This is a genomic window from Streptomyces sp. NPDC025806, assembly GCF_055558275.1.
Genome location: NZ_JBVHMU010000007.1, coordinates 254,739 through 278,367, shown reverse-complemented (window position 1 = coordinate 278,367; position 23,629 = coordinate 254,739). Strand labels below are relative to the sequence as shown.

Annotated in this window: 16 protein-coding genes and 1 pseudogene; 8 read left to right on the top strand and 9 right to left on the bottom strand. The window is 72.4% G+C overall.

The features are described from left to right. Nucleotides 1-5: 5 nt before the first annotated feature. Nucleotides 6-1,778, top strand: coding sequence for an ABC transporter ATP-binding protein (locus ACZ4E1_RS18870; RefSeq protein ID WP_467540463.1), 1,773 nt, complete (start codon nt 6-8; stop codon nt 1,776-1,778). A gap of 11 nt (nt 1,779-1,789) precedes the next feature. Here ACZ4E1_RS18870 and ACZ4E1_RS18865 read toward each other — a convergent pair whose 3' ends face one another. Continuing rightward, entirely contained in the window at nt 1,790-2,401 is a 612-nt protein-coding gene (locus ACZ4E1_RS18865; protein WP_467540461.1) for a YceI family protein, read from the bottom strand. Between the two features lie 287 nt (nt 2,402-2,688). Here ACZ4E1_RS18865 and ACZ4E1_RS18860 point away from each other — a divergent pair, with 287 nt between their 5' ends. Beyond that, nucleotides 2,689-6,525 carry an endo-alpha-N-acetylgalactosaminidase family protein gene (locus tag ACZ4E1_RS18860; RefSeq protein ID WP_467540459.1) on the top strand — a complete coding sequence of 1,279 codons (3,837 nt, stop codon included), beginning with the start codon at nt 2,689-2,691 and terminating at the stop codon, nt 6,523-6,525. 218 nt (nt 6,526-6,743) lie between these two features. On the opposite strand, the gene ACZ4E1_RS18855 is transcribed toward ACZ4E1_RS18860, so the two are convergent. After that, entirely contained in the window at nt 6,744-7,040 is a 297-nt protein-coding gene (locus tag ACZ4E1_RS18855) for a trypco2 family protein (protein WP_467540457.1), read from the bottom strand. 87 nt (nt 7,041-7,127) lie between these two features. On the opposite strand from ACZ4E1_RS18855, the gene ACZ4E1_RS18850 reads away from it, so the two are divergent. From ACZ4E1_RS18850 to ACZ4E1_RS18825, 6 genes are all read left to right on the top strand, one after another. Further along, nucleotides 7,128-8,447: a S1 family peptidase gene (locus ACZ4E1_RS18850; RefSeq protein ID WP_467540455.1), complete on the top strand. Its 1,320-nt coding sequence runs from the start codon at nt 7,128-7,130 to the stop codon at nt 8,445-8,447. Beyond that, on the top strand, nt 8,444-10,747 hold the full coding sequence (locus tag ACZ4E1_RS18845) for a tetratricopeptide repeat protein (protein WP_467540453.1): 2,304 nt from the start codon (nt 8,444-8,446) through the stop codon (nt 10,745-10,747). The genes ACZ4E1_RS18850 and ACZ4E1_RS18845 overlap by 4 nt, the downstream gene beginning before the upstream one ends. Nucleotides 10,748-10,794: 47 nt before the next feature. Further along, nucleotides 10,795-12,333: a vWA domain-containing protein gene (locus ACZ4E1_RS18840; RefSeq protein WP_467540451.1), complete on the top strand. Its 1,539-nt coding sequence runs from the start codon at nt 10,795-10,797 to the stop codon at nt 12,331-12,333. Continuing rightward, nucleotides 12,330-14,681 (top strand): hypothetical protein, encoded by a 2,352-nt coding sequence (locus tag ACZ4E1_RS18835; RefSeq protein ID WP_467540449.1) that lies wholly within the window; start codon nt 12,330-12,332, stop codon nt 14,679-14,681. The genes ACZ4E1_RS18840 and ACZ4E1_RS18835 overlap by 4 nt, the downstream gene beginning before the upstream one ends. A 143-nt stretch (nt 14,682-14,824) precedes the next feature. Then, on the top strand, nt 14,825-16,420 hold the full coding sequence (locus ACZ4E1_RS18830) for an acyl-CoA carboxylase subunit beta (RefSeq protein WP_188336669.1): 1,596 nt from the start codon (nt 14,825-14,827) through the stop codon (nt 16,418-16,420). Nucleotides 16,421-16,469: 49 nt separating this feature from the next. After that, nucleotides 16,470-16,661, top strand: a complete 192-nt coding sequence (locus ACZ4E1_RS18825) for an acyl-CoA carboxylase subunit epsilon (RefSeq protein ID WP_467540447.1) — start codon at nt 16,470-16,472, stop codon at nt 16,659-16,661. A 93-nt stretch (nt 16,662-16,754) separates the two neighbouring features. Here ACZ4E1_RS18825 and ACZ4E1_RS18820 read toward each other — a convergent pair whose 3' ends face one another. The 7 genes and pseudogenes from ACZ4E1_RS18820 to ACZ4E1_RS18790 form a co-directional block, all read right to left on the bottom strand. Next, nucleotides 16,755-17,345 (bottom strand): GTP-binding protein, encoded by a 591-nt coding sequence (locus ACZ4E1_RS18820; RefSeq protein WP_188336662.1) that lies wholly within the window; start codon nt 17,343-17,345, stop codon nt 16,755-16,757. Further along, nucleotides 17,326-17,904, bottom strand: a complete 579-nt coding sequence (locus ACZ4E1_RS18815; protein ID WP_188336661.1) for a DUF742 domain-containing protein — start codon at nt 17,902-17,904, stop codon at nt 17,326-17,328. Before ACZ4E1_RS18815 ends, ACZ4E1_RS18820 begins: the two co-directional genes overlap by 20 nt. Nucleotides 17,905-17,997: 93 nt before the next feature. After that, entirely contained in the window at nt 17,998-18,411 is a 414-nt protein-coding gene (locus tag ACZ4E1_RS18810) for a roadblock/LC7 domain-containing protein (protein WP_005311461.1), read from the bottom strand. A 10-nt stretch (nt 18,412-18,421) separates the two neighbouring features. Then, nucleotides 18,422-21,690: pseudogene (locus ACZ4E1_RS18805) on the bottom strand (sensor histidine kinase). A gap of 372 nt (nt 21,691-22,062) precedes the next feature. After that, nucleotides 22,063-22,650: a GTP-binding protein gene (locus ACZ4E1_RS18800; RefSeq protein ID WP_188336659.1), complete on the bottom strand. Its 588-nt coding sequence runs from the start codon at nt 22,648-22,650 to the stop codon at nt 22,063-22,065. Next, on the bottom strand, nt 22,631-23,041 hold the full coding sequence (locus ACZ4E1_RS18795; protein ID WP_188336658.1) for a DUF742 domain-containing protein: 411 nt from the start codon (nt 23,039-23,041) through the stop codon (nt 22,631-22,633). The genes ACZ4E1_RS18800 and ACZ4E1_RS18795 overlap by 20 nt, the downstream gene beginning before the upstream one ends. Before the next feature lie 174 nt (nt 23,042-23,215). After that, complete coding sequence (locus tag ACZ4E1_RS18790; protein WP_003951074.1) at nt 23,216-23,629, bottom strand: roadblock/LC7 domain-containing protein; 414 nt, start codon at nt 23,627-23,629, stop codon at nt 23,216-23,218.

Here is a 23,629-nt window from a genome sequence, read left to right as displayed (position 1 = left end):
CAAACGTGCCCGCACAACCCAGCCGCCTCCTCACATACGCCCGCCCCCACCTCCGCACACTCCTGACCGGAGGTCTCCTCGCGCTGGCCGGCGACGCCGCAGGCCTGGCCATCCCCCTGACGGCCAAGTACGCCGTCCAGGCCTTCGCGGAGAACCGGTCGGCCGCCCCCGCCCTGCTCCTGCTCACCCTGATCGTCGCGGCCGGCGCCGCGCTGACCGCGACCGGCACCTATCTGATGGCCCGGACCGGCGAGAGCGTCGTACGCGGAGCCAGGGAACGCCTGGTCGCGAAGATGCTGAGGCTCAAGGTCGCGGCCGTCGACCGTCTGACCCCCGGCGACCTCCTCACCCGGGCCACCAGTGACACGACCCTGCTGCGCACCGTCCTGTCCCGCAGCCTCGTCGAGTCCGCGACCGGCGCCCTCACCCTCGTCGGCACCGTGATCTTCATGGGCGTCATGGACCTGGTGCTGCTCGGCGTGACTCTGCTCGTGCTCACCCTGATCGCGATGGCGCTCGCGCTGCTGATGCCGCGCATCCGCCGGGCCCAGACGCAGGCGCAGGAGGCGGTGGGGGAGATGGGCTCGGCGCTCGACCGGGCCCTGCAGTCGTTCCGTACGGTGAAGGCGAACGGCGCCGAGGAGCGCGAGGAGGCGGCCGTCACGGGAGCGGCCGGACGCGCGTACGCCAAGGGTCTGGCGGTGGCGCGCTGGACCTCGGTGTCGGACGTGGCGACGCTGATGTCCGTGCAGCTCGCGTTCCTGTGCGTGATCGGCGTCGGCGGCGCCCGCGTCGCGTCCGGCGCGCTCGACCTGCCGGCCCTGATCGCGTTCCTGCTGTACCTGTTCTATCTAGTGGGCCCGCTCGGCCGGTTGACGGAGGGCTGGGTCGGCCTGAACAGCGGACTGGCGGCGCTCGGCCGCATCGCGGAGATCGAGGACCTGCCGGGCGAGCCGACGACCGGCACCCACCCCGCGGCGCACGCGGAGGTCAAGGCGCGCACCCGGCGCAAGGCGCGGCGCAAGGCCCGCGTCCCGCTGGACGTCACCTTCAGGAACGTGACGTTCGCCTACGACGAGGACCGCGCCCCCGCGCACGACGGCATCACCTTCCACGCCCCGGCCGGCGGCCTCACGGCTCTCGTCGGCCCGTCGGGCGCGGGCAAGTCCACGGTGTTCGCGCTCCTGGAACGGTTCTACGACCATGAGGAGGGGACCCTGACGGTCGGTGGCCGCGACATCCGCGACTGGCCGCTCGGCGCCCTGCGCGGCGCGCTCGGTTACGTGGAGCAGGACGCTCCCGTCCTCGCCGGCACCCTGCGCGACAATCTCCGCTACGCGGCCCAGGACGCGACGGAGGAAGAACTGGCGGACGCCGTACGGCGCACCCGCCTCGGCGATCTCGTGGCCCGGCTCCCGGACGGCCTGGACACACCCGTGGGCCACCGGGGCGTGCTGCTCTCCGGCGGCGAACGTCAGCGCGTGGCGATCGCGCGGGCCCTGCTGCGCCGCCCCCGCCTGCTGCTGCTCGACGAGGCGACCGCGAACCTGGACGCGGTCAACGAGCAGTATCTGCGGGAGGTCGTGCGCGACCTCGCCCCGGACACGACGGTCCTGGTGATCGCGCACCGGCTGTCCACGGTCGTGGACGCGGACCGCATCGTCGTCCTGGACGGCGGCCGGGTGCGGGCCCAGGGGACCCATGCCGAACTGGTCGAAAAAGACGCCCTGTACGGCGAGTTGGCGGCCACGCAACTCGTGGCCGCCTCAACTCACTGAAACCGCGGGACTCAGGCGTTCTTGATGGCCGAGATGTCGAAGTTCAGCTTGATCTTGTCGGAGACGAGGACGCCACCGGTCTCCAGCGCCGCGTTCCAGGTCAGACCCCACTCGGAGCGCAGGATCGTGGCCTTGCCCTCGAAGCCGACGCGCTCGTTGCCGAACGGGTCCTTCGCCACGCCGTTGAACTCGAGGTCGATGGTGAGCGGCTTGGTGGTGCCGAGGAGCGACAGCTCGCCGGTGATGCGGTAGTCGTCGCCGCCCAGGGACTCGGCGGACGTCGAGCGGAAGGTCATCGTCGGGAACTCGTCCGTCTTGAAGAAGTCGGAGCTCTTCAGGTGACCGTCACGGTCGGCGTTGCCGGTCTCGATGCTCTCCATCTGCACGTCGAAGGAGGCCGTGGACTTGGACGGGTCCGAGCCGTCCAGGTGGAGCGAGCCCGTGAAGTCGGTGAAGCTGCCCTTCACGTTCGTCACCATGGCGTGGCGCGCGACGAAGCCCAGCGTGGTGTGGGACGGGTCGACCGTGTAGTCGCCGGTCAGCGCGGCGAGGTCGGGGCCGGCCGAGGTGGCGACGGCGGCGGGGGTGGCGGTGGTCTCGTTCTTGCGGCCGAAGATGCCCATGACGTGCTCCTTGGGGACGGGGTGGCACGGTGGTACCGGAGTGGTTGTTGAAGGTTGAACTTTCAACGTGCTTCGACTGTAGCGCGATTAAGTTCAATGTTCAACATCAGGCGTAACGCATCCCTCCGATTACACCGCGTGAACCTCCGGCGCGCGCGCCCGGACGCGCGTAGAGCCCGGCATCGGCCACCCGGCTTGGACTTACGGGAGCCAGTTGTTGGACTGCGGGCCCGCCCGGCGGCCCGCGCCGTTGACCCGCCCGGCGGTGCGCGGATACCCAAGGCGTCATGTCCCGAAGATCTCGCGCCACCCACGCCCTGGTCCTGGCGGCGGCCCTGAGCATCGCCCTCGCGTCGCCGGCCCTGGCCGTCGAGCCGCCGGACCCCGCCCCCGCCGGACTCGTCCTCGCCTCCGCTCAGCTGCGGGTCACCGTGGCCGAGGACTTCCCCCGCGTCCTGTCGTACGAGAACGTGGCCGACGGGTCCCGGCTGCTCGGCAGCACCCGGGCCGTCACCGAGGTCACCCTCAACGGCAAGGCCTACCCGGTCCGCCTCGCGGGCGCCCCGAAGGTGCAGGGCGCGAGCGCCGCGTACACCCTGGACTTCCCCGACCTGCCGGGCGTGCAGCTCGACGCCACCCTCGCCGTCTCCGGCCGGGCCACGACCTTCAAGGTCACCGCCGTGCGCGACACCGACGCCTTCCGCGTCGGCACCCTCGACATCCCCGGCCACGACCTCGTCTCCGTCGGCAGCGCCGACGGCGGGGCCGCGACCGCCTTCACCCGGCTCGACCCGGACTCGACCCGCACCGCCGACGTCTTCGGCAAGGTCACCGACGCCACCCCGGCCGAGACCGCCGCGTCCGGCGCCTCGTACGCCCTGGTCAACACGGGCAAGCTGGCCGCCGCCGTCGAGTCGAACTCCGCGTACGACAAGCCGAGCGGCGCCACGAACGGCGACGACGCCCGTTTCTGGCACCAGGCCCGCAAGGAGAGCGACGGCACCACCCGGGTCGGCGTCTGGTCCGGCCAGTGGACCTACCGGGGAGCCGGCGCCCCGGCCCCCGCCACCGGCGAGAACCTGCCGTGGGCGAAGGTCGTCGTCACCCCCGACGCCAACGGCGACGGCGCGGTCGACTGGCAGGACGGAGCCGTCGCCTTCCGCACCATCGGGATCGCGCCCCAGGGCGGGGAGCAGACCGCCGACCGCGTCATCACCCACATCCCGTTCAACTTCGCGAGCCAGGCCCAGCACCCGTTCCTGCGCACGCTCGACGACGTCAAGCGGATCGGGCTCGCGACCGACGACCTCGGCCAGTTCGCGATGCTCAAGGGCTACCAGTCCGAGGGCCACGACTCCGCCCACCCCGACTACGGCGGCAACACCAACAAGCGGGCCGGCGGCCTCAAGGACCTCAACACCCTGCTCAAGGCGGGCAAGAAGTACGGCGCCGAGTTCGGCGTCCACGTCAACGCCACCGAGGCCTACCCCGTCGCCAAGCACTTCGGCGACCAGCTGATCGACCCCAAGAAGCCCGGCTGGAACTGGCTCGACCAGAGCTACTACATCGACCAGCGCCGCGACATCAACAGCGGCGACCTCGCCGCCCGCTTCCAGCAGCTGCGCGACGAGACGGACAAGAACCTCACCACGGTCTACGTCGACGTCTACTACACGCACGGCTGGATCGCCGAGAAGACCGCCGAGGCCATCAACGGGCAGGGCTGGAACCTCGCCACCGAGTGGGCCGACAAGTTCGAGCGGCAGTCCGTCTGGTCCCACTGGGCCAACGACCTCGACTACGGAGGCGCCACCAACAAGGGCCTCAACTCGAAGATCATCCGGTTCATCCGCAACAGCGAGAAGGACGTCTGGAACAACGACCCGGTGCTCGGCCAGAGCGCCCTCGTCGACTTCGAGGGCTGGACCGGCGAGAACGACTGGAACGACTTCTACGCCAACGTCTGGCAGCGCGACCTGCCCGCCAAGTTCCTCCAGCACCAGAAGATCACCCGCTGGGACGGGAACGACATCACCTTCACCGGCGGACTGCGCGGCACCGTCGAGGACGGCAGGCGCACCTTCTACGACCACGGCCGCAAGGTCCTCGACGGGGACCGCTACCTGCTGCCCTGGGCCGCGAAGGACGGCGGCACGAAGCTGTACCACTACAGCAAGCAGGGCGGCACCAGCACCTGGACCGTGCCCCGCGGCAGCTACACCGTCCACAAGCTCACCGACAACGGGCGCGTGAAGACCGGCACCGTCCGCACCGACGCCGACGGGAAGATCACGCTCAAGGCCGAGGCCGGACAGCCGTACGTCCTCTACCCGGACGGTGCCACCCCCGCCGCCGGCGACCCCGCCTGGGGTGAGGGCACCGGCCTGAAGGACCCCGGCTTCAACGACGCGAAGCTCACCGGCTGGGACGCGGAAGGCGCCGTCGCCCGCCACACCGACGACCACGGCCGCAACAGCGCCCGCCTCACCGGCAAGCCCGAGGCCGGCGTCGCCCAGCACCTGACCGGCCTCGAACCCGGCAAGCGGTACACGGCCTCCGCGTGGATCGAGGTCGCCCCCGGCGCCGGCCGGCACACCACGCTCGCGATCGCGGGCGAGTCCGCGTCCGTGGACCGCTCCACGCTGCCGAACACCATGGCGGCCAGCGACTGGAGCGGCACGAACATGCAGCGGGTGAAGGTGAACTTCACGGCGCCCGCGAGCGGTTCGGCCGTCCTGAAGATCAATGCCGCGGCCGACGCGCAGGGCACCGCCGTCCGCGCCGACGACGTCCGCGTCGTCCGCAACGCGCCCACCGCGCAGGCCGGAACCGTCGTCCACGAGGACTTCGAGGACGTCGACCAGGGCTGGGGCCCCTTCGACAAGGGCGACGCGGGCGGTACCACCGACCCGCGCACCCACATCGCCCAGAAGCACGCCCCGTACACCCAGGCCGGCTGGAACGGGAAGCTCGTCGACGACGTCATCGAGGGCGGCGAGTCCCTCAAGTCGCACGAGGAGAACGACGGCGTCGTCTACCGCACCTCACCCGCGACCGTCCCCCTGAAGGACGGCCACACCTACAAGGTCGACTTCGCCTACCAGTCCAGCCACGCCGACGCCTACCGGTGGGTCAGCGGCTACGACCGCGGCGAGGACGCCGTCGAGACCGCCGCCGTCCCCATCGGGCAGCAGCGCACGTCCGGCCGCTTCAGCACCACCGTCACCGCCGGCTGCGGCGACACCTGGACCGGCCTGCGCAAGCTGTCCTCGGCCCCCGACGGCGCCGACTTCGTCCTCGACGACTTCACGGTGACCGACCTCGGCCCGGCGAAGGAGAAGGCCGCCTGCGCCACGCTCGACCTCGCCGCGGCCGGAACCCTGGAGCCCGGACAGCCCAACAAGGTCACCGCCACCTTCACCAACTACGAGGCCGAGCAGATCCAGGGCGCGACCGTCACCCTCGGCCTGCCCGAGGGCTGGAAGGCCGAGCCCACCGGACCCGTCGCCCTCGACCCGGTGGCCCCCGGCGCGAAGACCACCGCCACCTGGCAGGTCACCCCGCCCGCCGACGCCCCGTACGAGCCCTACCGGCTGACCGCGCAGGCCGCGTACCAGGTCGCCGGCGCCGGCCGCACGCTCGACGCGGTCGCCTCGGTGCGGACCCTGCCGCCGCCGCCCACCACGGACACGTACGCCAGCGACCTCGACTGGACCAGTGCCGAGAACGGCTGGGGGCCGGTCGAGAAGGACCTGTCCAACGGGGAGCAGGGGCAGGGTGACGGCACCCCGCTCAAGATCGGCGGCGTCACTTACGCGAAGGGGCTCGGCACGCACGCCCCCGCCAAGGTCCGCTACTACCTCGGCGGACAGTGCACCTCCGTCACCGCGCAGGTCGGCGTCGACGACGTGCAGACCACCCGCGGCACCGTGCAGTTCTCGGTCCTGGCCGACGGCACGGAGAAGGTGAAGTCGCCCGTCCTCAAGGCGAGCGACAGCGCCTGGTCGCTCACCGCCGACGTCAGCGGCGCCAAGTACGTCGACCTCGTCGTCGGGGACGGCGGCGACGGCAACGGCAACGACCACGCCGACTGGGGCGAGGCCCGCTTCCACTGCGGAAGCTGAGCCCTCTCGGCACGAGAGGAACGGGGGAGCGGGCGGTGGGCTCAGGTCCTGTCCGGAGCTCCCCGTCTGCGCCCCGACGCCCGGCACGCACCCTCGCCGCACGGCGTCCCAGGACAGGTGGCTCCGCCACATGACCTGGGACGCCGCACACCGAGGGCACGCACCGACCGCCGCTGCGCCCGCGCTCCGCGCGAACGACGGGGAACTCCGGACAGGACCTAGCGGCCCACCGTCCGCTCCCCGCCGTCCGGGCCCGGGGCCGGCTTGAGATCCACCTGCACCCGGTGCACCGCGTCATGGCTCACGCCGCCGCCGAGCCGCGCCTCCACCACCCCGAGCTTCAGCGCCGCACCCGTGTCCCCGGCCCGGTGGAACTGCACGGAGAACTCCACGCTCACCTGCCCCACCGTGAACTTCCAGTCGCTGCCCGCGCCCTCCCGCTGCGCCTGCGCGAGCTCCTTGCGCAGCGCCGCGATCGCCTGCGCGAGACCGATCGGCTCCGGCTGATCACTCATCAAGTCCGCCTTTCCGTACGGCACTTGGCTGATGAAGGCGTGTCACGAGTCTAGTGCGGGCGCCCCCTGGTGCGTAGCGTGAAGACGATGGCTGAGTTGGCTGCGGACTGGCGGGTGCGCCTGCGGCCGGGGGACGCGGCGGGCGCCGTTCTGGGCGCCGGGGTCCTCGTCGACGCGCGCACCGTGCTCACCTGCGCCCACGTCGTCACGGACCCCCACGCGGCGATCTGGGCCGAATTCCCCGAGAACCCCGCCGTGCCCTCCGTCGCCGCCCGCGTACGGGACGACGGCTGGGTGGACGACCGGCACACCGACCCCAGCCGTGACCTCGCCGTGCTGCGCCTGGACAGCCCGCGCCCCGAGGCCCGGCCCGCCCGGCTGTCCACCACGATCCCCGCCGGGCTCCCCGTCCGGGCGACCGGCTACGCCGAGCGCTTCGACGACGGCATGACCCTCACCGGCCGCGTCGCCGGACTGCGCGGCTCCCTCGTCCAGATCGACGCCCGGCACCGCCGAGAGGTCGTCCGCCGGGGATTCAGCGGAGCCGGCGCCTGGACGCTGTCCCCGGACGGAGACCCCGTCGTCGTCGGCCTGATCGTCAGCTGGCGCGGCGACCTCGACGAGCCGCTCCCCGAGGACAACGTCCTCGCGTTCTCCTACCTCGTCCCGGTCGCCCGCATCGCCGAACTCGCCGCCCCCGTACGGGAACTGGCCGCACCCGGCGCCTGGGACCCCGGCTTCGACCGGCGCACCCGCGCCTGGCTGGCCGACCCCGGCGCCGCGCCCGTCAAGGTCAGTGTCGTCGCCCGCGGCAGCGGACGCGCCCGCACCCTGCACCACCTCGAACACCTCGCCGACCTCGTGCACCGGCCCGCCGAGGCCTCCCGCGAGCGCCTCGTCGAACGGCTGCTCGGCCGCGCCCTCACCTTCGCCCCGGGACACTGGCCCGCCACCCGCGCCTGGCTGCTCGGCGACGGCCCGCGCCCCGCCGCCCCGCCCGAAGGGCACGCCCGCGTGCTGCTCGTGGACGCCGTCGACGAGGCCCGCGACCCCGCCCGGCTCGCCCTGCTGCTCGGCCGGCTCGCCGAGTCCGGACTGCGGCTCCTGCTCGTCTTCCGCAGCAGCGAGGCCCCCGGCTGGCCCGAGATCCGCGACCACGTCCTCGAACCGGCCCTCCTCACCCACGCCGACCGCCTCCTGGCCCGCGCCGAGGAGAGAGAGGCCCGGCTCGCCCGGGAGGCGGGAGTCCTCGACCCGGCCTCGCTCCCGCACCACACCGCCACGGTCGAACCCCTGGTCCTGCGCCGCCGCTCCCTCACGACGATCACCGACCCCGGAACCCGCCTGGCCGCCCTGCGCTCCCTGGTCACCGACCTCCAGTCGCCCCACCCGGGAGGCCCCGCATGACGTCCCGCCCGCGCCCGTGCCCGCACCGGCGGCTCACCGGGGCCGACTGCCCCGGGATCGTGGGGAGCACCGGGTACTGCGGTCACTGCGGGCGCCGCCCCGGCGCGCCCGCGCTTCCCTCCCTGGGCGAGGCCCCGTACGGACCCGACGTCCTGCTCGGGCTGCCCGCGCGCAGCCCGCGCACCCCCGAGGAGCGGCTCGCCGACGGCGCCCACATCGCCGAACAGGCCCAGCGCTGCCGCGCCCCCGACTGCGGCGCCACGATCCCCGTGCTCGACGGACGGCCCGACCGGCAGTACTGCCCGGAGTGCGGTACCGCGCAGGCCATGCGGCCCGAGTTCGGCGCGGGCGACACCGTCGGCGGGCAGTACCTGATCAAAGGGCCCGTCGCACGCGGCGGCCAGGGCTGGGTGTACCTCGCGGAGGACACCCACCTCGACGACCTCGTCGCCGTCAAGACCCTCCGCGACCGCTACGGCCAGGACAGCGCCGCCCTCGCCGCCCTCGAACGCCGCACCCTCATCGCCACCCGGCACCCGAACATCGTGCAGATCCGAGACTTCCTGCCGTCCGAGGAACTCACCGGCGGCCACATCGTCATGGAGGACGTCGGCGACCACACCCTGCAGTCGGTCGTCGACGCCGTCCGCCGGGGCCGCGAGAGCCTCGACATCGAACACGTCGCCGCCTACGGCATCCAGCTCCTCGGCGCCCTCGCCCACCTGCACGACCGGGACAGCTTCTACGGCGACATGAAGCCGTCGAACGTCGTGCACGTCGGCGACCGCGTCAAGGTCATCGACCTCGGCGGCGTCCGCGAGGCCGGCCGCACCGAACCGGCCCTGCACGTCACCCCCGGCTTCCACGCCCCCGAACTCGGCGGCGAACTCACCCTCGCCAACGACCTCCACACCGTCGGCGTGACCCTGCGCGTCCTCGCCGCCTACGCCGTCCGCGACGACGTCCCCGGACTCGGCGCCGCCTCCTTCGACGCCGTCGTCGCCCGCGCCACCCGGACCGTCGCCGAGGGCACCCGGTTCCGTGACGCCGGCGAGATGGCCGACCAACTGCGCGGCGCGCTGCGGGAGATCAGGGCCCTGCGCGGCAAACCCGCCACCCCCGAACCGTCCGTCGCCTTCGACCCCTCGCCCGAGTGGCTCGGCGAACGGCTCGGCGACGTGCCCACCACCGAGACCCTCGCCCGCCGCGGCCCCGGCCGCCCCCGGCGCGGGACACCGCCCCTGCTCCACCCCCTCGACCCCGGCCGGCCCACCCCCGTCGAGATCGCCCGCCGGCTCCCCGTGCCCAAACGGTTCGTCGACGACAAGCGCACCCCGAACTTCGGCGTCAGCGGCGGCTACGCCCCCACCACCCGGCTCGGCCAGGACCCCGACAAGGAACGCTCCGCCGAGATCTGCCTGCACAACATCCGTGTCGCCCTCGGCACCGGCCCCACCCCCGACCTCACGGGCGCCGAGGCCGACCTGGCCGAGGCCGAGGCCATCCCGGGCCCCGAGGACGTACGGCGCTGGCGCCTCGAATGGCACCGCGGCCTCATCGCCCTCGCCCGCTTCGGCACCGACGGCCGGCCCGCCGACCTCGAACGGGCCCGCGCCTCCTTCGCCCGCGTCCGCGCCGACCTCCCCGGCGACTACGCGCCCGAACTCGCCCTCGCCTACGTCCACGAATGCGCCGCCCACACCGAAGGCCCCGGCGCGGCCGCCTCCCGCGCCACCGCCCGCGACCTCTTCCTCACCGTCCACCTGCGCAACCCCGCGCACTGCGGCGCCGCCCTCGGCCTGGCCCGGCTCGCCCTCGACGCCCGCGACCGCGACGGCGCCCTCACCGCCCTGGGCCGGGTCCCGCCCGGCACCCGGGGCCGCGCCCTCGCCCGGCGCGCCGCCACCCGTATCGGCGCCGCGTGCCTGGGCCCCGAACCCGGCGACCTGCCCGCCCCCGAAGCCGCCGCGGCCGTCCTCGCCGCCCAGGAGGCCGACCGCGCTCTCCCGCCCCAGGAACGCGAGCTGCACCTCTCCTCCGGCGACGAACTGCGCCTGTGCATCGAGGTCGCCGAATGGCAGCTGGCCGCCCTCCACCTCACCCACGGCGCCACCGGCGACCCCACGGCCCGCGCCCTCCTGCGCTCCTGGCGCCGGCCCGCCCCACCCACCACCGCCCGATCGGTCCGCGCCCGCCTCGCCGACGACTATCTCGAACTCGCGGCCGACACCCCGGACGAGGACCTCAGCGAATCCCTGGTCGAACACGCCCACGCCATCCGCCCGTTGACCCTCCGATGACCCCCGTTGACCCCCGTTGACCCCCGATGACCTCTGACGGCCCCCTCATGACTCCCGAGGATCCGATGACACCCCCGGCCACGTCGGGACCGGCCCGGACCGCCGCCGACGCGCCCGTACCCCCGGCCCCGTACGACACGACGCTCGTCGTCCGCGTCGACGAACCCGACCTCGTGCCCGACCGCCGCGTCCCCGGTGAACCGGCCACCCTGCGTGCCACCCTTCAGGTCACCGCCTCCGACGGCGTCGACGGGGACGCGGCGGATCCCCGTGCCCTCGCGGTGGCGCTGGCCCTCGACCTCGGCCCGGAACACCGGCCCGAGCTGGTGCGCGCCGTGCGGGAGGCGCTGCCCGTACTGCCGGCCGGCGCCCACTTCGCGGTCCTGGCCGCGGGGCCCCGGCGCTACTACCCCGACGCCGCCGGGAGCGATACCAACGGCACCACCGGCACCGACGCCACCGGGACCGGCGGCCTTTGGGCCCCGGCCGACCGCGAGCACCGCCGCGCCGCCGTCTTCGCCCTGGGCGCGGCCCCGCTCGCCCCGGCCGCAGGGTCTCGTACCACCGGCTACGACGGCTGGCTCGCCGCCGCCCGCGACCTGTTCACCGACTGCGCGCGCCCCCTGCGGCGGCTGCTCCTCGTCACCGACGGATCCCCCACCGACGCCGCCGCCCTCGACCGCGAACTCGACGCGTGCGGCGCGGAGTTCGGCTGCGAGGTGATTGCCGTCGGCGACCGCTGGGACTACCGCCCGCTGGACCGGATCGCCACCCGGCTGCGCGGCACCGCCGAGGCGGCCGGCCCGGACTTCGCGCGGCCCCTGGCCGCCGCCGTACGCCGCGCCTGCCGCCGGGCCGTCCCCGAACTGCCCCTGGAGATCCGCACCCGGCCCGGCGTGGAGCTCGACTCCCTCGTGCAGTTCACCCCCGAACACCGCCGCCTCGACCCGCATGCGGCCGACCCGCACCACCACCTGTTCGCCGCCCTGCCCTGGGACCCGTCCGGCGCCCCCAGCGAGTTCCTGCTGACCTTGCGCGCCGACGACACCGGCGACGTGCTCGGCGAGGAACTCCAGTTCGCCACGGTCTCGCTCGGTGACCTGCACGCCGCCGTCACCGCCCGCTGGCTCGCCCCGGGCCCGCCCCCCGCCCGCACCGCCGCCCACACTCCCGAGGACACCGCGGCCGACAGCCGCCTCCTCGGTTCGCGGCACCGCATGCTCGACGACCTCAAGAAGGGCCTGGAAGCACTGCACGCCGGACGCCGCGCCGGCGCCGAGGAGCACTTCGGCCGGGCCGCCGCGACGGCGCACCGGCTCGGCGAGGACTGGGTGCTCGACGAGATCGGGGAACACGCCCGGATCGTCGACGCCGCCGCCGGCCGCACCGAGGCCCGGCTCCCCGCCGACCCGCACCGCATCGGCGTCACCCTCCTGCACCTGAGCACCCGCTCCGCGGGCCGGGGCCCAGGGCGCCCCCGCCCCGGCCGCACCGCCCCCACAGGCCCCTGCCCCGACCCGGCCTGCGCCGAGCCCCCCTTGCCCGGAGCCCGCCACTGCGTGCGCTGCGGAAGGAGCCTGACATGACCGCCCCCGGCACCCGGATCGGGCGAGCCGTCCACGCCCTGCGCGCTCTGAGCACCCGCCGGCTGCTCCAGTGGCACCTGTGGCTGTTCCTCGCCTGCGCGATCACGGGGGTCACCCTGCTCACCGCGGTCGCCGTGCCCGTCCTCGACGCACGGGCCCACCGGATGCGCGACGAGACCGCCCCCTCCGCGCAGGGCGCCGCCGCCGTCCGCCTCGCCGTGCTCAGCGCCGATCACGCCGCCCGCGACTCCATCGAGCGGGGCATCGCCCCGACGGTCGGCATGGGGGAGAGCGCCGAGAGCCAGCTCGCCGCCGCCGACCAGGGCCTGACCCGCTTCGCCGACCACGCCGACGGGGGCGCCGCCCAGAACGTCACCGCCGTGAACGGCATGCTCGTCAACTACGGCAACACCATCACCGCCGCCACCGTCACCTACCGCGACGACGCGCAGATGCGGGCGGAGAAGCTGGGGGCGGCCCGCGCCCTGCTGGCCCGCCCCGACACCGGCATCCTCGCCCGGCTCGAACAGATCGCCCAGGACGAACAGCGCCGGGCCCGCCACCTGGCCGAGCCCTCCTTCCCGCTCGTCACCGCCTGGGCCGGAGCCGTCCTCGCGCTCGTCGCCGCGGCGGCCCTCGCCTTCAGCGCCGCCCGCGTCGTACGGCGCCGCTGCGGCCGGGTGCTCGCCCCCGCGATGCTCGCCGGCGGCGCGGGAGCCGCCGTCCTCGCCGGGGTCTCAGCGGGCCTCGCCGTGCACACCGCCCTCGTCCTGGCCGACACCCGGGACGCACTCGCCCACACGCTGCGCGTCGCCCTCGCCACGGGCCTGCGCGACGACACCGGCGTCCTCGGCAGCGCCCAGAAGACCGTCGCGGACGCCGGACCGCCCGCCTTCTCCGGCTCGGGCTGGTGGAACGTCGCGTACATCGTCCTCGGCGTCGCCGTCGTCTGCGCGACCGTCGCCGGGCTCGTCGTCCGGCTCGTCCAGGACTACCCGCGCCGCGGCCCCGTCGACTGGACCTGGGCCCGCCGGCTCGGCCGGGCCGCCACCCGTACCCGGCTCCGCCGCCGCGGTCTGGCGATCGCCGCCGTGCTGATTGTGGTGGCGCCCGCCGCCGTACCTCTGGCCCTGCCCTCCGACCCGGTGGTGACCGTTCTCGGCACCTGGACCGGCCAGGAGGCCCAGCGCTTCCGCACGCTCATGGCGGACCACGGCATCAACGTCGACTACGAGGGCACCCCCGCCCAGCGCGAGGTCCTTCTCGCCCGCGTGCAGGCGGGCGACCCGCCGGACATCGCGATCATGCCCGGCATCGGCGAGCTGGCCGGCTACGGCGCCGACCGGCAACTGAAGCCGCTCGACGAAGCCCTCGAAGGCATCGACCCCGGGCGGGACTACGCGGGACCCTGGAACCCGGCCGCCGGCAAGGGCGCCACGTACTGGTGGCCGGTCAACGCCAACCTGAAGAGCATCGTCTGGCACACCCCGAAGCAGCAGGGCCCCGCCACCGCCCTCACCTCCTGGTGCCTCGGCCTCGGCGAGGACGGCGCCGCCGGCTGGCCCGGCACCGACTGGATCGAGGACCTCGTGCTCCAGCGCGCGGGCCCCGGCCCGTACGCGCGGTGGGCCCGCGGCGCCGGCAGCTGGACCGACGCGCACGGACCGGTCCGCGCCGCCTGGCGGCAATGGGCCGACTTCCTCGCCACCGACCGCAAGCGTGCCGGGCAGGCGCTCAGGACCGACTGGCGCGGCCCCGGCGCGCTGAAGAAGCACGGGAAAGCCTTCCGCGAGGAGGAACCCCGGTGCGCCTACGAGCACCAGGGCTCCTTCGCCCGCGGCCACGACGGCGCCACGATCGAGGACTCCGCCCGGCTGCTCCCCGGCGGCCCCTACCCCCGGCGCGGGTACGAGGTGTCCGGCGACTTCGCGGCCCTCTTCGACGACCGCGAACCGGCCCAGCGGGCCCTGCGCGTCCTGTTCTCCGAGGAGGTCCAGGAGGACTGGGCCGACGAGGGCACCATGTACTCGGCCATGACCCCGGTCATGAAGAAGATCGGCGGGCGCGAGGGCGAGGACGACACGGCCCGCGCCGTCTACCGCCGCTTCCGGCAAAGCGACGTACCGCGCTGCCTGGACGCGTCGGACGTGATGCGGCCGATGCTGCGCGACGCCTTCCACGAGGCGGCCCTGAAGACCGTCGCCGCGGTCGCCGGCGACGGGGCTCTGTCGGATGCGGAACTCGACGGCATCCTGGAAGGCGTGCAGAGCGTGCAGCGCGCGGACACACCAACAGGCGACGGCGAATCGGTGAACAGGCAGCTCGTGGTGTGCAGCGGCGGTTTATAGGTTCCGTACAACGCCGAGGGGCCTCGCACAGTCGATGACCGCCGGTTTTCGTCCACAACTGTCAGGGCCCACCAGGAAACGGCGTCGGAGACTGTACGGAGTCGACGGGCGGTTTTCCTTGGTGGGCTTCGTAAGGTCACTACATGACCGTTTTGGACGACACCGCCTCGAACCCCGGCGACGAGCCCACCGACGCGCGTGGGCGCGTGGCGGAGCTGCACGCGATCCGTGAGCAGGCTCTGGCCGGGCCGAGCGAGAAGGCGACCGAGGCGCAGCACGCCAAGGGCAAGCTGACGGCCCGGGAGCGGATCGCTCTGCTGCTGGACGAGGGCTCGTTCAACGAGGTCGAGCAGCTGCGCCGGCACCGGGCGGTCGGGTTCGGCCTTGAGGCGAAGAAGCCGTTCACGGACGGTGTGATCACCGGCTGGGGAACGGTCGAGGGCCGCACGGTCTTCGTGTACGCGCACGACTTCCGGATCTTCGGCGGCGCGCTGGGCGAGGCCCACGCGACGAAGATCCACAAGATCATGGACATGGCCATCGCGGCCGGTGCCCCGCTGGTCTCCCTGAACGACGGCGCGGGCGCCCGTATCCAGGAGGGCGTCTCGGCGCTCGCTGGGTACGGCGGCATCTTCCAGCGCAACACCCGCGCCTCGGGCGTCATCCCGCAGATCTCGGTGATGCTCGGCCCGTGCGCCGGCGGCGCCGCCTACAGCCCGGCACTCACCGACTTCGTGTTCATGGTCCGTGAGACCTCGCAGATGTTCATCACGGGCCCGGACGTGGTCAAGGCCGTCACGGGCGAGGAGATCACGCAGAACGGTCTGGGCGGCGCGGACGTGCACGCCGAGACCTCCGGCGTCTCCCACTTCGCCTACGACGACGAGGAGACCTGCATCGCGGAGGTCCGCTACCTCCTGTCGATGCTCCCGCAGAACAACCGCGAGAACCCCCCGACCGTCGCCTCCGACGACCCCGCCGACCGCCGCTCCGAGGTCCTCCTGGACCTCGTCCCGGCCGACGGCAACCGCCCCTACGACATGACCAAGGTCATCGAGGAGCTCGTCGACGACGGCGACTACCTGGAGATCCACGAGCGCTGGGCCCGCAACATCATCTGCGCCCTCGCCCGTCTCGACGGCCAGGTCGTGGGCATCGTCGCCAACCAGCCCCAGTCGCTGGCCGGCGTCCTGGACATCGAGGCGAGCGAAAAAGCTGCCCGGTTCGTCCAGATGTGCGACGCTTTCAATATCCCGATCGTGACGCTTCTCGACGTTCCGGGCTTCCTTCCGGGCGTCGACCAGGAGCACGGCGGGATCATCCGGCACGGAGCGAAGCTGCTCTACGCGTACTGCAACGCGACCGTGCCGAGGATCTCGCTCATCCTGCGCAAGGCGTACGGAGGCGCCTACATCGTCATGGACTCCCAGTCCATCGGCGCGGACCTCACCTACGCGTGGCCCACGAACGAGATCGCGGTGATGGGCGCGGAGGGCGCGGCCAATGTGATCTTCCGCCGGCAGATCGCGGACGCCGAGGACCCCGAGGCCATGCGGGCCCGCATGGTCAAGGAGTACAAGTCCGAGCTCATGCACCCGTACTACGCGGCCGAGCGCGGACTGGTCGACGACGTCATCGACCCCGCCGAGACCCGCGAGGTCCTCATCAAGTCCCTGGCGATGCTCCGCACCAAGCACGCCGACCTGCCGTCCCGCAAGCACGGCAACCCGCCGCAGTAGCGGCCACCCCACTTCCGTTCCTTCCTCCCGACCTAGGAGACCTGCCGCAATGTCGACTCCTGACATCCGCGTCGAGAAGGGCCACGCCGAGCCCGAGGAGGTCGCGGCCCTGACCGCGATCCTGCTGGCCCGCGCCGCCACGGCCCCCCAGGCCCCGGCCCACCGCGGCCGCACGGACAAGGCCGGCTGGCGCCGCCTGGAGCGCGAGCCCGGCTTCCGCGCCCCGCACAGCTGGCGCTGACGCCGGCGCAGCACGTACAGAAAGGCCCCGCCTCTCCCAGGAGAGGCGGGGCCATTCTGTAGGACGTCGTGACGTCGTACGGGCCGGATTCCGCTACCGCAGACGCGCCATGAGCGCGTGCTCCACCAGCGTGATCAGGGCCGACTTGGCGTCCGCGCGGTGGCGGGCGTCCGTCGTGATGATCGGGGTGTCCGGGCCGATCTGCAGCGCCTCGCGGACCTCGTCGGGGTTGTACGGCTGGTTGCCGTCGAAGCCGTTGAGGGCGATGACGAACGGCAGGCCGGAGTTCTCGAAGTAGTCCACGGCCGGGAAGCAGTCGGCCAGGCGGCGGGTGTCGACGAGCACGATGGCGCCGATGGCGCCGCGCACCAGGTCGTCCCACATGAACCAGAAGCGGTCCTGGCCGGGGGTGCCGAACAGGTAAAGGATCAGGTCCTGGTCCAGGGTGATGCGGCCGAAGTCCATGGCGACCGTGGTGGTCGTCTTGTCCCCGGTGTGGGTGAGGTCGTCGATGCCCGCGGAGGCGGACGTCATCACGGCCTCGGTGCGCAGAGGGTTGATCTCCGACACGGCGCCCACGAAGGTCGTCTTGCCGACGCCGAACCCGCCGGCCACCACGATCTTCGCGGACGTGGTGGAACGACTTGGAGTTGCCGGCCCTCCGCTAGAGCTTGCGAAGTCCACTGAGCACCCTTTCGAGCAAAGTCACGTCTGGCTGGCCGCCGGCGCTCTCGTCGCCGCCGGGCTGATGGATGGCGACCAGGCCCGCCTCCGCGAGGTCGGCGACGAGAATCCTGGCCACACCGAGAGGAATGGTCAGCAGGGCCGAGATCTCGGCCACCGACTTGATCTCCCGGCACAGGTTGCAGATCCGCTGGTGCTCGGGCAGTTGGCCCTGCAACTGGTGCGGCTGCGCGGTGGTGTGCACCAGCGCCTCGATGGCGAGCTGGTAGCGCGGCCTGGTGCGGCCGCCCGTCATGGCGTACGGACGCACCAGGGGGTTGTTCGCAGCAGGCGCGGGCTTCGCGTCGGGACGCGGCTGCGGCTGCACAGGCTGGATGCGCGGCGCGTGCGGCTGGTCGTAGGGACCGGGCTGCCGCATCGGCCGGGCGTGGCTGGGCGCAGCGGGGAAGTCGTACCGGTTCTGCGAACCGTCGCCGCCCACGCCGGCCTGGCCCTGGGCGGGGCCATAGGGCGGCCAGTTGGCGGACGAACCGCTCGGGGGTGTTGCTGAACCAGACACGTACTCCTCCTCCGACTGCGCTGGGCACCATCACTGTGGAGCCGCGTCCCGAAACCTTACGGCCACGAGGCGCGAAAACGCACCGCTTGTCTACTAGTTGAGAAGGCTTCCCTGAAGCTCCGCACGCAGGTCGGGGGTGAGAACAGACCCCGCGCGGTCGACAAGAAGGGCCATCTCGTACCCAACGAGGCCAATGTCCGCCTCGGGGTGTGCAAGGACGGCGAGAGAAGAACCGTCAGAGATGGACATGATGAACAGGAATCCCCGCTCCATCTCCACAACTGTCTGGTTCACCGCGCCACCCTCGAAGATGCGGGACGCGCCCGCGGTCAACGAGGTCAGACCCGACGCGACGGCCGCCAGCTGGTCGGCACGGTCACGGGGGAACCCTTCGGACATCGCCAGAAGGAGTCCGTCGGCGGAGACCACCACCGTGTGGGACACCCCGGGGGTGTTGTCCACGAAGTTGGTGATCAACCAGTTCAGGTTCTGTGCCGCCTGGCTCATCGGGCTCACACTAACGCTCCTGGTTGTAGGTGCTGTCAGGCTCATCGGGTGACCCGCTGACCTGGCCGTTCGTCTTCATCACTGCTGGAAAAGCTGTCACTGCTGTTCGCCGCCGCCTTCGCTGCGGCCCCGCTGCACGCCGCGGCGCAGATTGCTCAGTCTGCCGCGAACGTCCTCGGGAGCGCGGGAGATCTGGGGGCCGCCCTGAGGGGTCGACTCCGCCGTGCCCTCGACCAGGTTGGCCTTGGGCACGCGCCGGGGGAGACCGGACGAGGTGACTCCGCCCGCCTTGGGACTCTTGAGCCGCTCCGCACGCTCCCACCGGTCGTCGTTGGCCGAGCGCCAGGTGTCGTCGCCGGTCGCGGAGTCCCCGGCCGGGGCCTGCGCGGGCTCCGGCCGCTGGGGGGCGCCGCCCCGGCGCGGAAGACCGGCATCGGTCAGCGCGTGCGGGACGGAGGGGGAGGGCCCGGCCGACAGCGGACCGTGCGGCTCGAAGGATACGCTCTCCGGCTCCGCCGCGTCAGTGCCCTGGACGGATTCCGCTTCAGTCGGGTACGAGTCCGCGAAGCCGCCCTGGAACTCGCCCTGATAGGCGTCCTGGGCCTGCCATTCGGCCTGCGGGGCAGACTCCTCGTACGGGCTGTACTGCTCCGGAGCCGGTTCCGCATAGCCGCTGTGCGTACCGTAGTCCGGCACCTGGCCGTTCGGGGCGCCGGCCTGCGGGCCCGGTCGGCCCGCAGCGAATCCGTCGTACCCGTTCTGCGGCTGTCCGTCGTAGGCGGGCTGCTGCTCGCCGTAGACGTCCTGACGCTGATCGGCGTAGCCGGAATCCTGGCCGTGGTCGTAGCCGAGCTGCTGATCGGCGTAGGCCGACTGCGGCGCGTACCCGGTGTCGGGCTCCGCCTGCTGCGGGGCGACCTCGTCGCGGAACAGCGGACGGCCGTCGGGCGAGTGGCCCGTCTCCGGCGTCTGGGCCTGGGCCTCGAGCGCCGCCCGGCGCTCCTCGCGCATCAGCGAACGGCCGACCGGGTCGAGCTCGCGGGCGTCGTCCGGGACCTCGTAGCGGCTGTCGTCGAAGCCGAGCTCGGCGGCGGTGCGCAGCGGAGCCTTCTCGAAGGCCGGCTGCTGCGGGATCATCGTCGAGACGGTGAACTCGTTCTGGTCGTGCGCCTGCTGACCGCCACCACCGTGGGTGATCCCGTCCGGGAGCATCACCAGCGAGGTGGTGCCGGCCTGCTCGCCCGAGGGGCGCAGCTGGACACGGATGCCGTGCCGGTCCGACAGGCGGCCGACCACGAAGAGGCCCATGCGGCTGGAGATCGCGGCGTCCACGGTCGGCGGGTTCGCCAGCTTGTGGTTGATGTCCGCGAAGTCCTCGGCGGTGAGGCCGATGCCCTTGTCGTGGATCTCGATCATGACGCGGCCGTCGGGGAGACGGGTCGCGGTGACGCGGACCTTGGTCTGCGGGGAGGAGAACGTCGTCGCGTTCTCCAGGAGCTCGGCGAGCAGGTGCACGAGGTCGGTGACCGCGCGGCCGTGGATCTCGGCCTCCGGGACGCCGGACAGCTCGACACGCTCGTACTGCTCGACCTCGGAGGAGGCGGCGCGCAGCACGTCGACCAGCGGGACCGGCTGGTCCCAGCGGCGGCCGGGCTCCTCGCCGGCGAGGACCAGGAGGTTCTCGCCGTTGCGGCGCATACGGGTCGCGAGGTGGTCCAGGCGGAAGAGGTTCTCCAGCTGGTCCGGGTCGGCCTCGTTGTTCTCCAGGTCGGTGATGAGGGTCAGCTGGCCCTCGATCAGGGACTGGTTGCGGCGCGAGAGGTTGGTGAAGATCGCGTTGATGTTGCCGCGGAGCAGGGCCTGCTCGGCGGCGAGCCGGACGGCCTCGCGGTGCACCTGGTCGAAGGCGCGGGCGACCTCGCCGATCTCGTCGCTCGTGGCGAGCGGGATGGGCGTGACGCGGGTGTCGACCCGGCCCGGGTCGGTGCGCGAGAGCTGGTCGACCAGCATCGGCAGGCGCTGCTCGGCCACGTCGAAGGCGGCGGTGCGCAGCCGGCGCATCGAGCGCGACATCTGGCGGGCCATGAGACCGGCGAGCACGACGGCGGCGAGGAGCGCGACGACGACGGCGACGCCGATGACGATGGCTTCCTGCTTGGCGTCGTCGGCGATGCCGGACGCCTCGTTCACGGCCTTGTCCGCGAGATCCGACTCGATCGTGCGGTAGGCGTCGAACTTCGCGGTGTTGACCGCCCACCAGTTCTCGGCGGTGATGCCGCTCTGCGCGAGCGCGAGTCGGGCCGCGGGCTGGGTGCTGGGCATCGCGACGATACCGGCCACCATCTCGCGGGGGTCGGCCGGCGGCGGCACGTAGGAGGGGTCCTTGGCCTTGGCCGCGGCCGCCTGCTTGGCGCCGTCCGTCTTCAGCTGCTTCTGGGCCTGCTCGAGCTTGGCCAGGTCCTCGGGGGTGCCACCGCCCTTGTACTCCTCGATGGCGATGCCCTCGAGGTAGGCGTAGCTGCCGAGCGCGGTGCGCTGCTTGGCGAAGCTGTCCCGGGTGGGGCCGGGCTTCACGAGCAGGTGCATGCCGATGGAGCGCTCGAGCGAGAGCGCCGCCTTGGACAGCGAGATCGCGTAGACCGTGCGGCCGTAGCTCGTGATGTTTCCGGTGCCCAGACCGAGCTCGTTGGCGAACTCCATCAGCGGGTGCTGGATCTGGACGTAGCCCTCTTCGGTCTGCGTGCCGGGAAGCTTGGACGTGTAGGCCGCGGCCCGCAGCTTGTCCAGACCGCCCTCGACCTTGTTGAACCCGTCCAGACGGCGCTTGAGGCCCTCGGTCTGCGGCATGTTCTGCGCGGCCGCGCGGAAGGCCGTCGCGGCGCGGTTCGTCGCGTCACGGGCCTCGATGACCTTGGGGTCGTCCTTCTTGCCCTGGAGCAGCGGGGCGGCGGTGACGTCGCGCTCCTCGATGAGGAGGTTGCCGTAGGTCAGGGACGCCTGCACGAGCCGGGCCGTGGCCTCGGCGTCCTGAGCCTCGTGCCAGGTGTCGATGGAGTTCTTCACCTGGAAGCCGCCCATGACCAGACCCACGATCACGGGTATGAGCAGGATCGCGTTCAGCTTCGTGGGCACGCGCCAGTTGCGCGGCGACATCCGTCCGCCCGACGGTGCCGGCGCCGCGACCTCGGCCACCGGTGCGGCCTCGGCCGCTGTGCGCGGCGGCGGGGTGAAGTTGCCCCGCGCCGAAGCCGGCTCGGGACTGTTCTTGCTTCGCCTCACTCGACCAACAACCTCTCGGCGGTCGGCACCTACACGTGCCGCTGTGTGTCTCCAGGCCCGTTCTTACTGGGCAGTTCAGCGCATTCCAGCACGTCAGGAGGTGCACTTCCAAACAGTCGGAACCGGAAGCTCCGGGACGCCGTCCCCCCAGATAAAACGGGCATAAAGAACGAGCCCCGCCAAAAGGCGGGGCTCTTGTGAGCACAGTGGAGCCAGGTGTGCGCGACCCGTGTCGGTGCCCGTGGAATTCTCTGTCGAAACGTTATGAACACAGCGGCCCCGCGTGTCAAAGGCCACACGGGGCTGCGCGGGGCCCCTGACAACTACCGTACGGATCTTGTCACTTGGTGGCCGACTTGTGACTGCTTCCCGTCACTTCAGGCGGGCCATCAGGGCGTGCTCCACCAGCGTGATCAGCGCGCTCTTTGCATCCGCACGGTGCCGGGCGTCCGTCGTGATGATCGGGGTGTCCGGACCGATCTGCAGCGCCTCGCGGACCTCTTCCGGGTTGTACGGCTGGTGCCCGTCGAACCCGTTGAGGGCGACGACGAACGGCAGCCCCGAGTTCTCGAAGTAGTCCACGGCCGGGAAGCAGTCCGCGAGCCGGCGCGTGTCCACCAGGACCACGGCGCCGATGGCGCCGCGCACCAGGTCGTCCCACATGAACCAGAAGCGGTCCTGGCCCGGCGTGCCGAACAGGTACAGGATCAGGTCCTGGTCGAGCGTGATGCGGCCGAAGTCCATGGCGACCGTGGTGGTCGTCTTGTCCCCGGTGTGCGTGAGGTCGTCGATGCCCGCGGACGCGGACGTCATCACGGCCTCGGTACGCAGCGGGTTGATCTCGGAGACCGACCCCACGAACGTGGTCTTGCCGACGCCGAAGCCACCGGCCACCACGATCTTGGCGGAGGTGGTCGACCGGGGAGCCCCGGTCGCGCCGTCAGAGCTTGCGAAGTCCACTGAGCACCCTTTCGAGCAGAGTCACGTCCGGCGCACCGCCGTTGTTCTCGTCGCCACCCGGCTGGTGGATGGCGACGAGGCCGGCCTCCGCGAGGTCCGCGACGAGGATCCGGGCCACACCGAGAGGCATCGAGAGCAGCGCCGAGACCTCGGCGACCGACTTCACCTCACGGCACAGGTGGCAGATGCGCTGGTGCTCCGGGAGCAGCGTCTGCAGCGACGCCGGGTCGGCGGTCGTCGACACGAGCGCCTCTATCGCGAGCTGGTAGCGCGGCCGGGTCCGGCCGCCGGTCATCGCGTAGGGACGGACCAGCGGCTGGTCGCCCTCATGACCGTAGCTGTCGGCAGCGGCGCTGCCGTACGGATCGTGAGGAGCGGTGGGCGGGGTCATGGATCCTCCGGGCGGGACGGCGGGCCGGGGGCCTGCCGTCTGAGGGTGGGCCGGTGGGGGGATTGTGTGACGGCCGGACGTGGGTCGGAAGGTGATTGGGTGTTCGCTCTGGATTTCGTGGCGGGTGGTGCGCCAGACTTCTGATGTGGCCGGGGTTACCGGCCGTCACCCCCGTCAGTGCAGCAGGCTGCCCTGCAGCTCCGCGCGCAGGTCCGGGGTGAGCACGGCGCCCGCCCGGTCGACGAGCAGCGCCATCTCGTAGCCGACGAGACCGATGTCGCACTCGGGGTGCGCGAGCACGGCCAGGGACGAGCCGTCGGAGACGGACATGATGAAGAGAAAGCCGCGCTCCATCTCCACGACCGTCTGATTCACCGGCCCGCCCTCGAAGATGCGGGACGCACCGGCCGTGAGCGAGGTGAGCCCCGACGCCACGGCCGCCAACTGGTCCGCGCGGTCGCGCGGGAATCCCTCGGACATCGCGAGCAGCAGACCGTCCGCGGACACCACCACCGTGTGCGAGACACCCGGGGTGTTGTCCACGAAGTTGGTGATCAACCAGTTCAGGTTCTGTGCCGCCTGGCTCAT

Coding starts and splice junctions, on each gene's coding strand:
- ACZ4E1_RS18865 (WP_467540461.1), bottom strand. CDS start 2,401: ATGGGCATCTTCGGCCGCAAGAACGAGACCACCGCCACCCCCGCCGCC.
- ACZ4E1_RS18860 (WP_467540459.1), top strand. CDS start 2,689: ATGTCCCGAAGATCTCGCGCCACCCACGCCCTGGTCCTGGCGGCGGCC.
- ACZ4E1_RS18855 (WP_467540457.1), bottom strand. CDS start 7,040: ATGAGTGATCAGCCGGAGCCGATCGGTCTCGCGCAGGCGATCGCGGCG.
- ACZ4E1_RS18850 (WP_467540455.1), top strand. CDS start 7,128: ATGGCTGAGTTGGCTGCGGACTGGCGGGTGCGCCTGCGGCCGGGGGAC.
- ACZ4E1_RS18845 (WP_467540453.1), top strand. CDS start 8,444: ATGACGTCCCGCCCGCGCCCGTGCCCGCACCGGCGGCTCACCGGGGCC.
- ACZ4E1_RS18840 (WP_467540451.1), top strand. CDS start 10,795: ATGACTCCCGAGGATCCGATGACACCCCCGGCCACGTCGGGACCGGCC.
- ACZ4E1_RS18835 (WP_467540449.1), top strand. CDS start 12,330: ATGACCGCCCCCGGCACCCGGATCGGGCGAGCCGTCCACGCCCTGCGC.
- ACZ4E1_RS18830 (WP_188336669.1), top strand. CDS start 14,825: ATGACCGTTTTGGACGACACCGCCTCGAACCCCGGCGACGAGCCCACC.
- ACZ4E1_RS18825 (WP_467540447.1), top strand. CDS start 16,470: ATGTCGACTCCTGACATCCGCGTCGAGAAGGGCCACGCCGAGCCCGAG.
- ACZ4E1_RS18810 (WP_005311461.1), bottom strand. CDS start 18,411: ATGAGCCAGGCGGCACAGAACCTGAACTGGTTGATCACCAACTTCGTG.
- ACZ4E1_RS18795 (WP_188336658.1), bottom strand. CDS start 23,041: ATGACCCCGCCCACCGCTCCTCACGATCCGTACGGCAGCGCCGCTGCC.
- ACZ4E1_RS18790 (WP_003951074.1), bottom strand. CDS start 23,629: ATGAGCCAGGCGGCACAGAACCTGAACTGGTTGATCACCAACTTCGTG.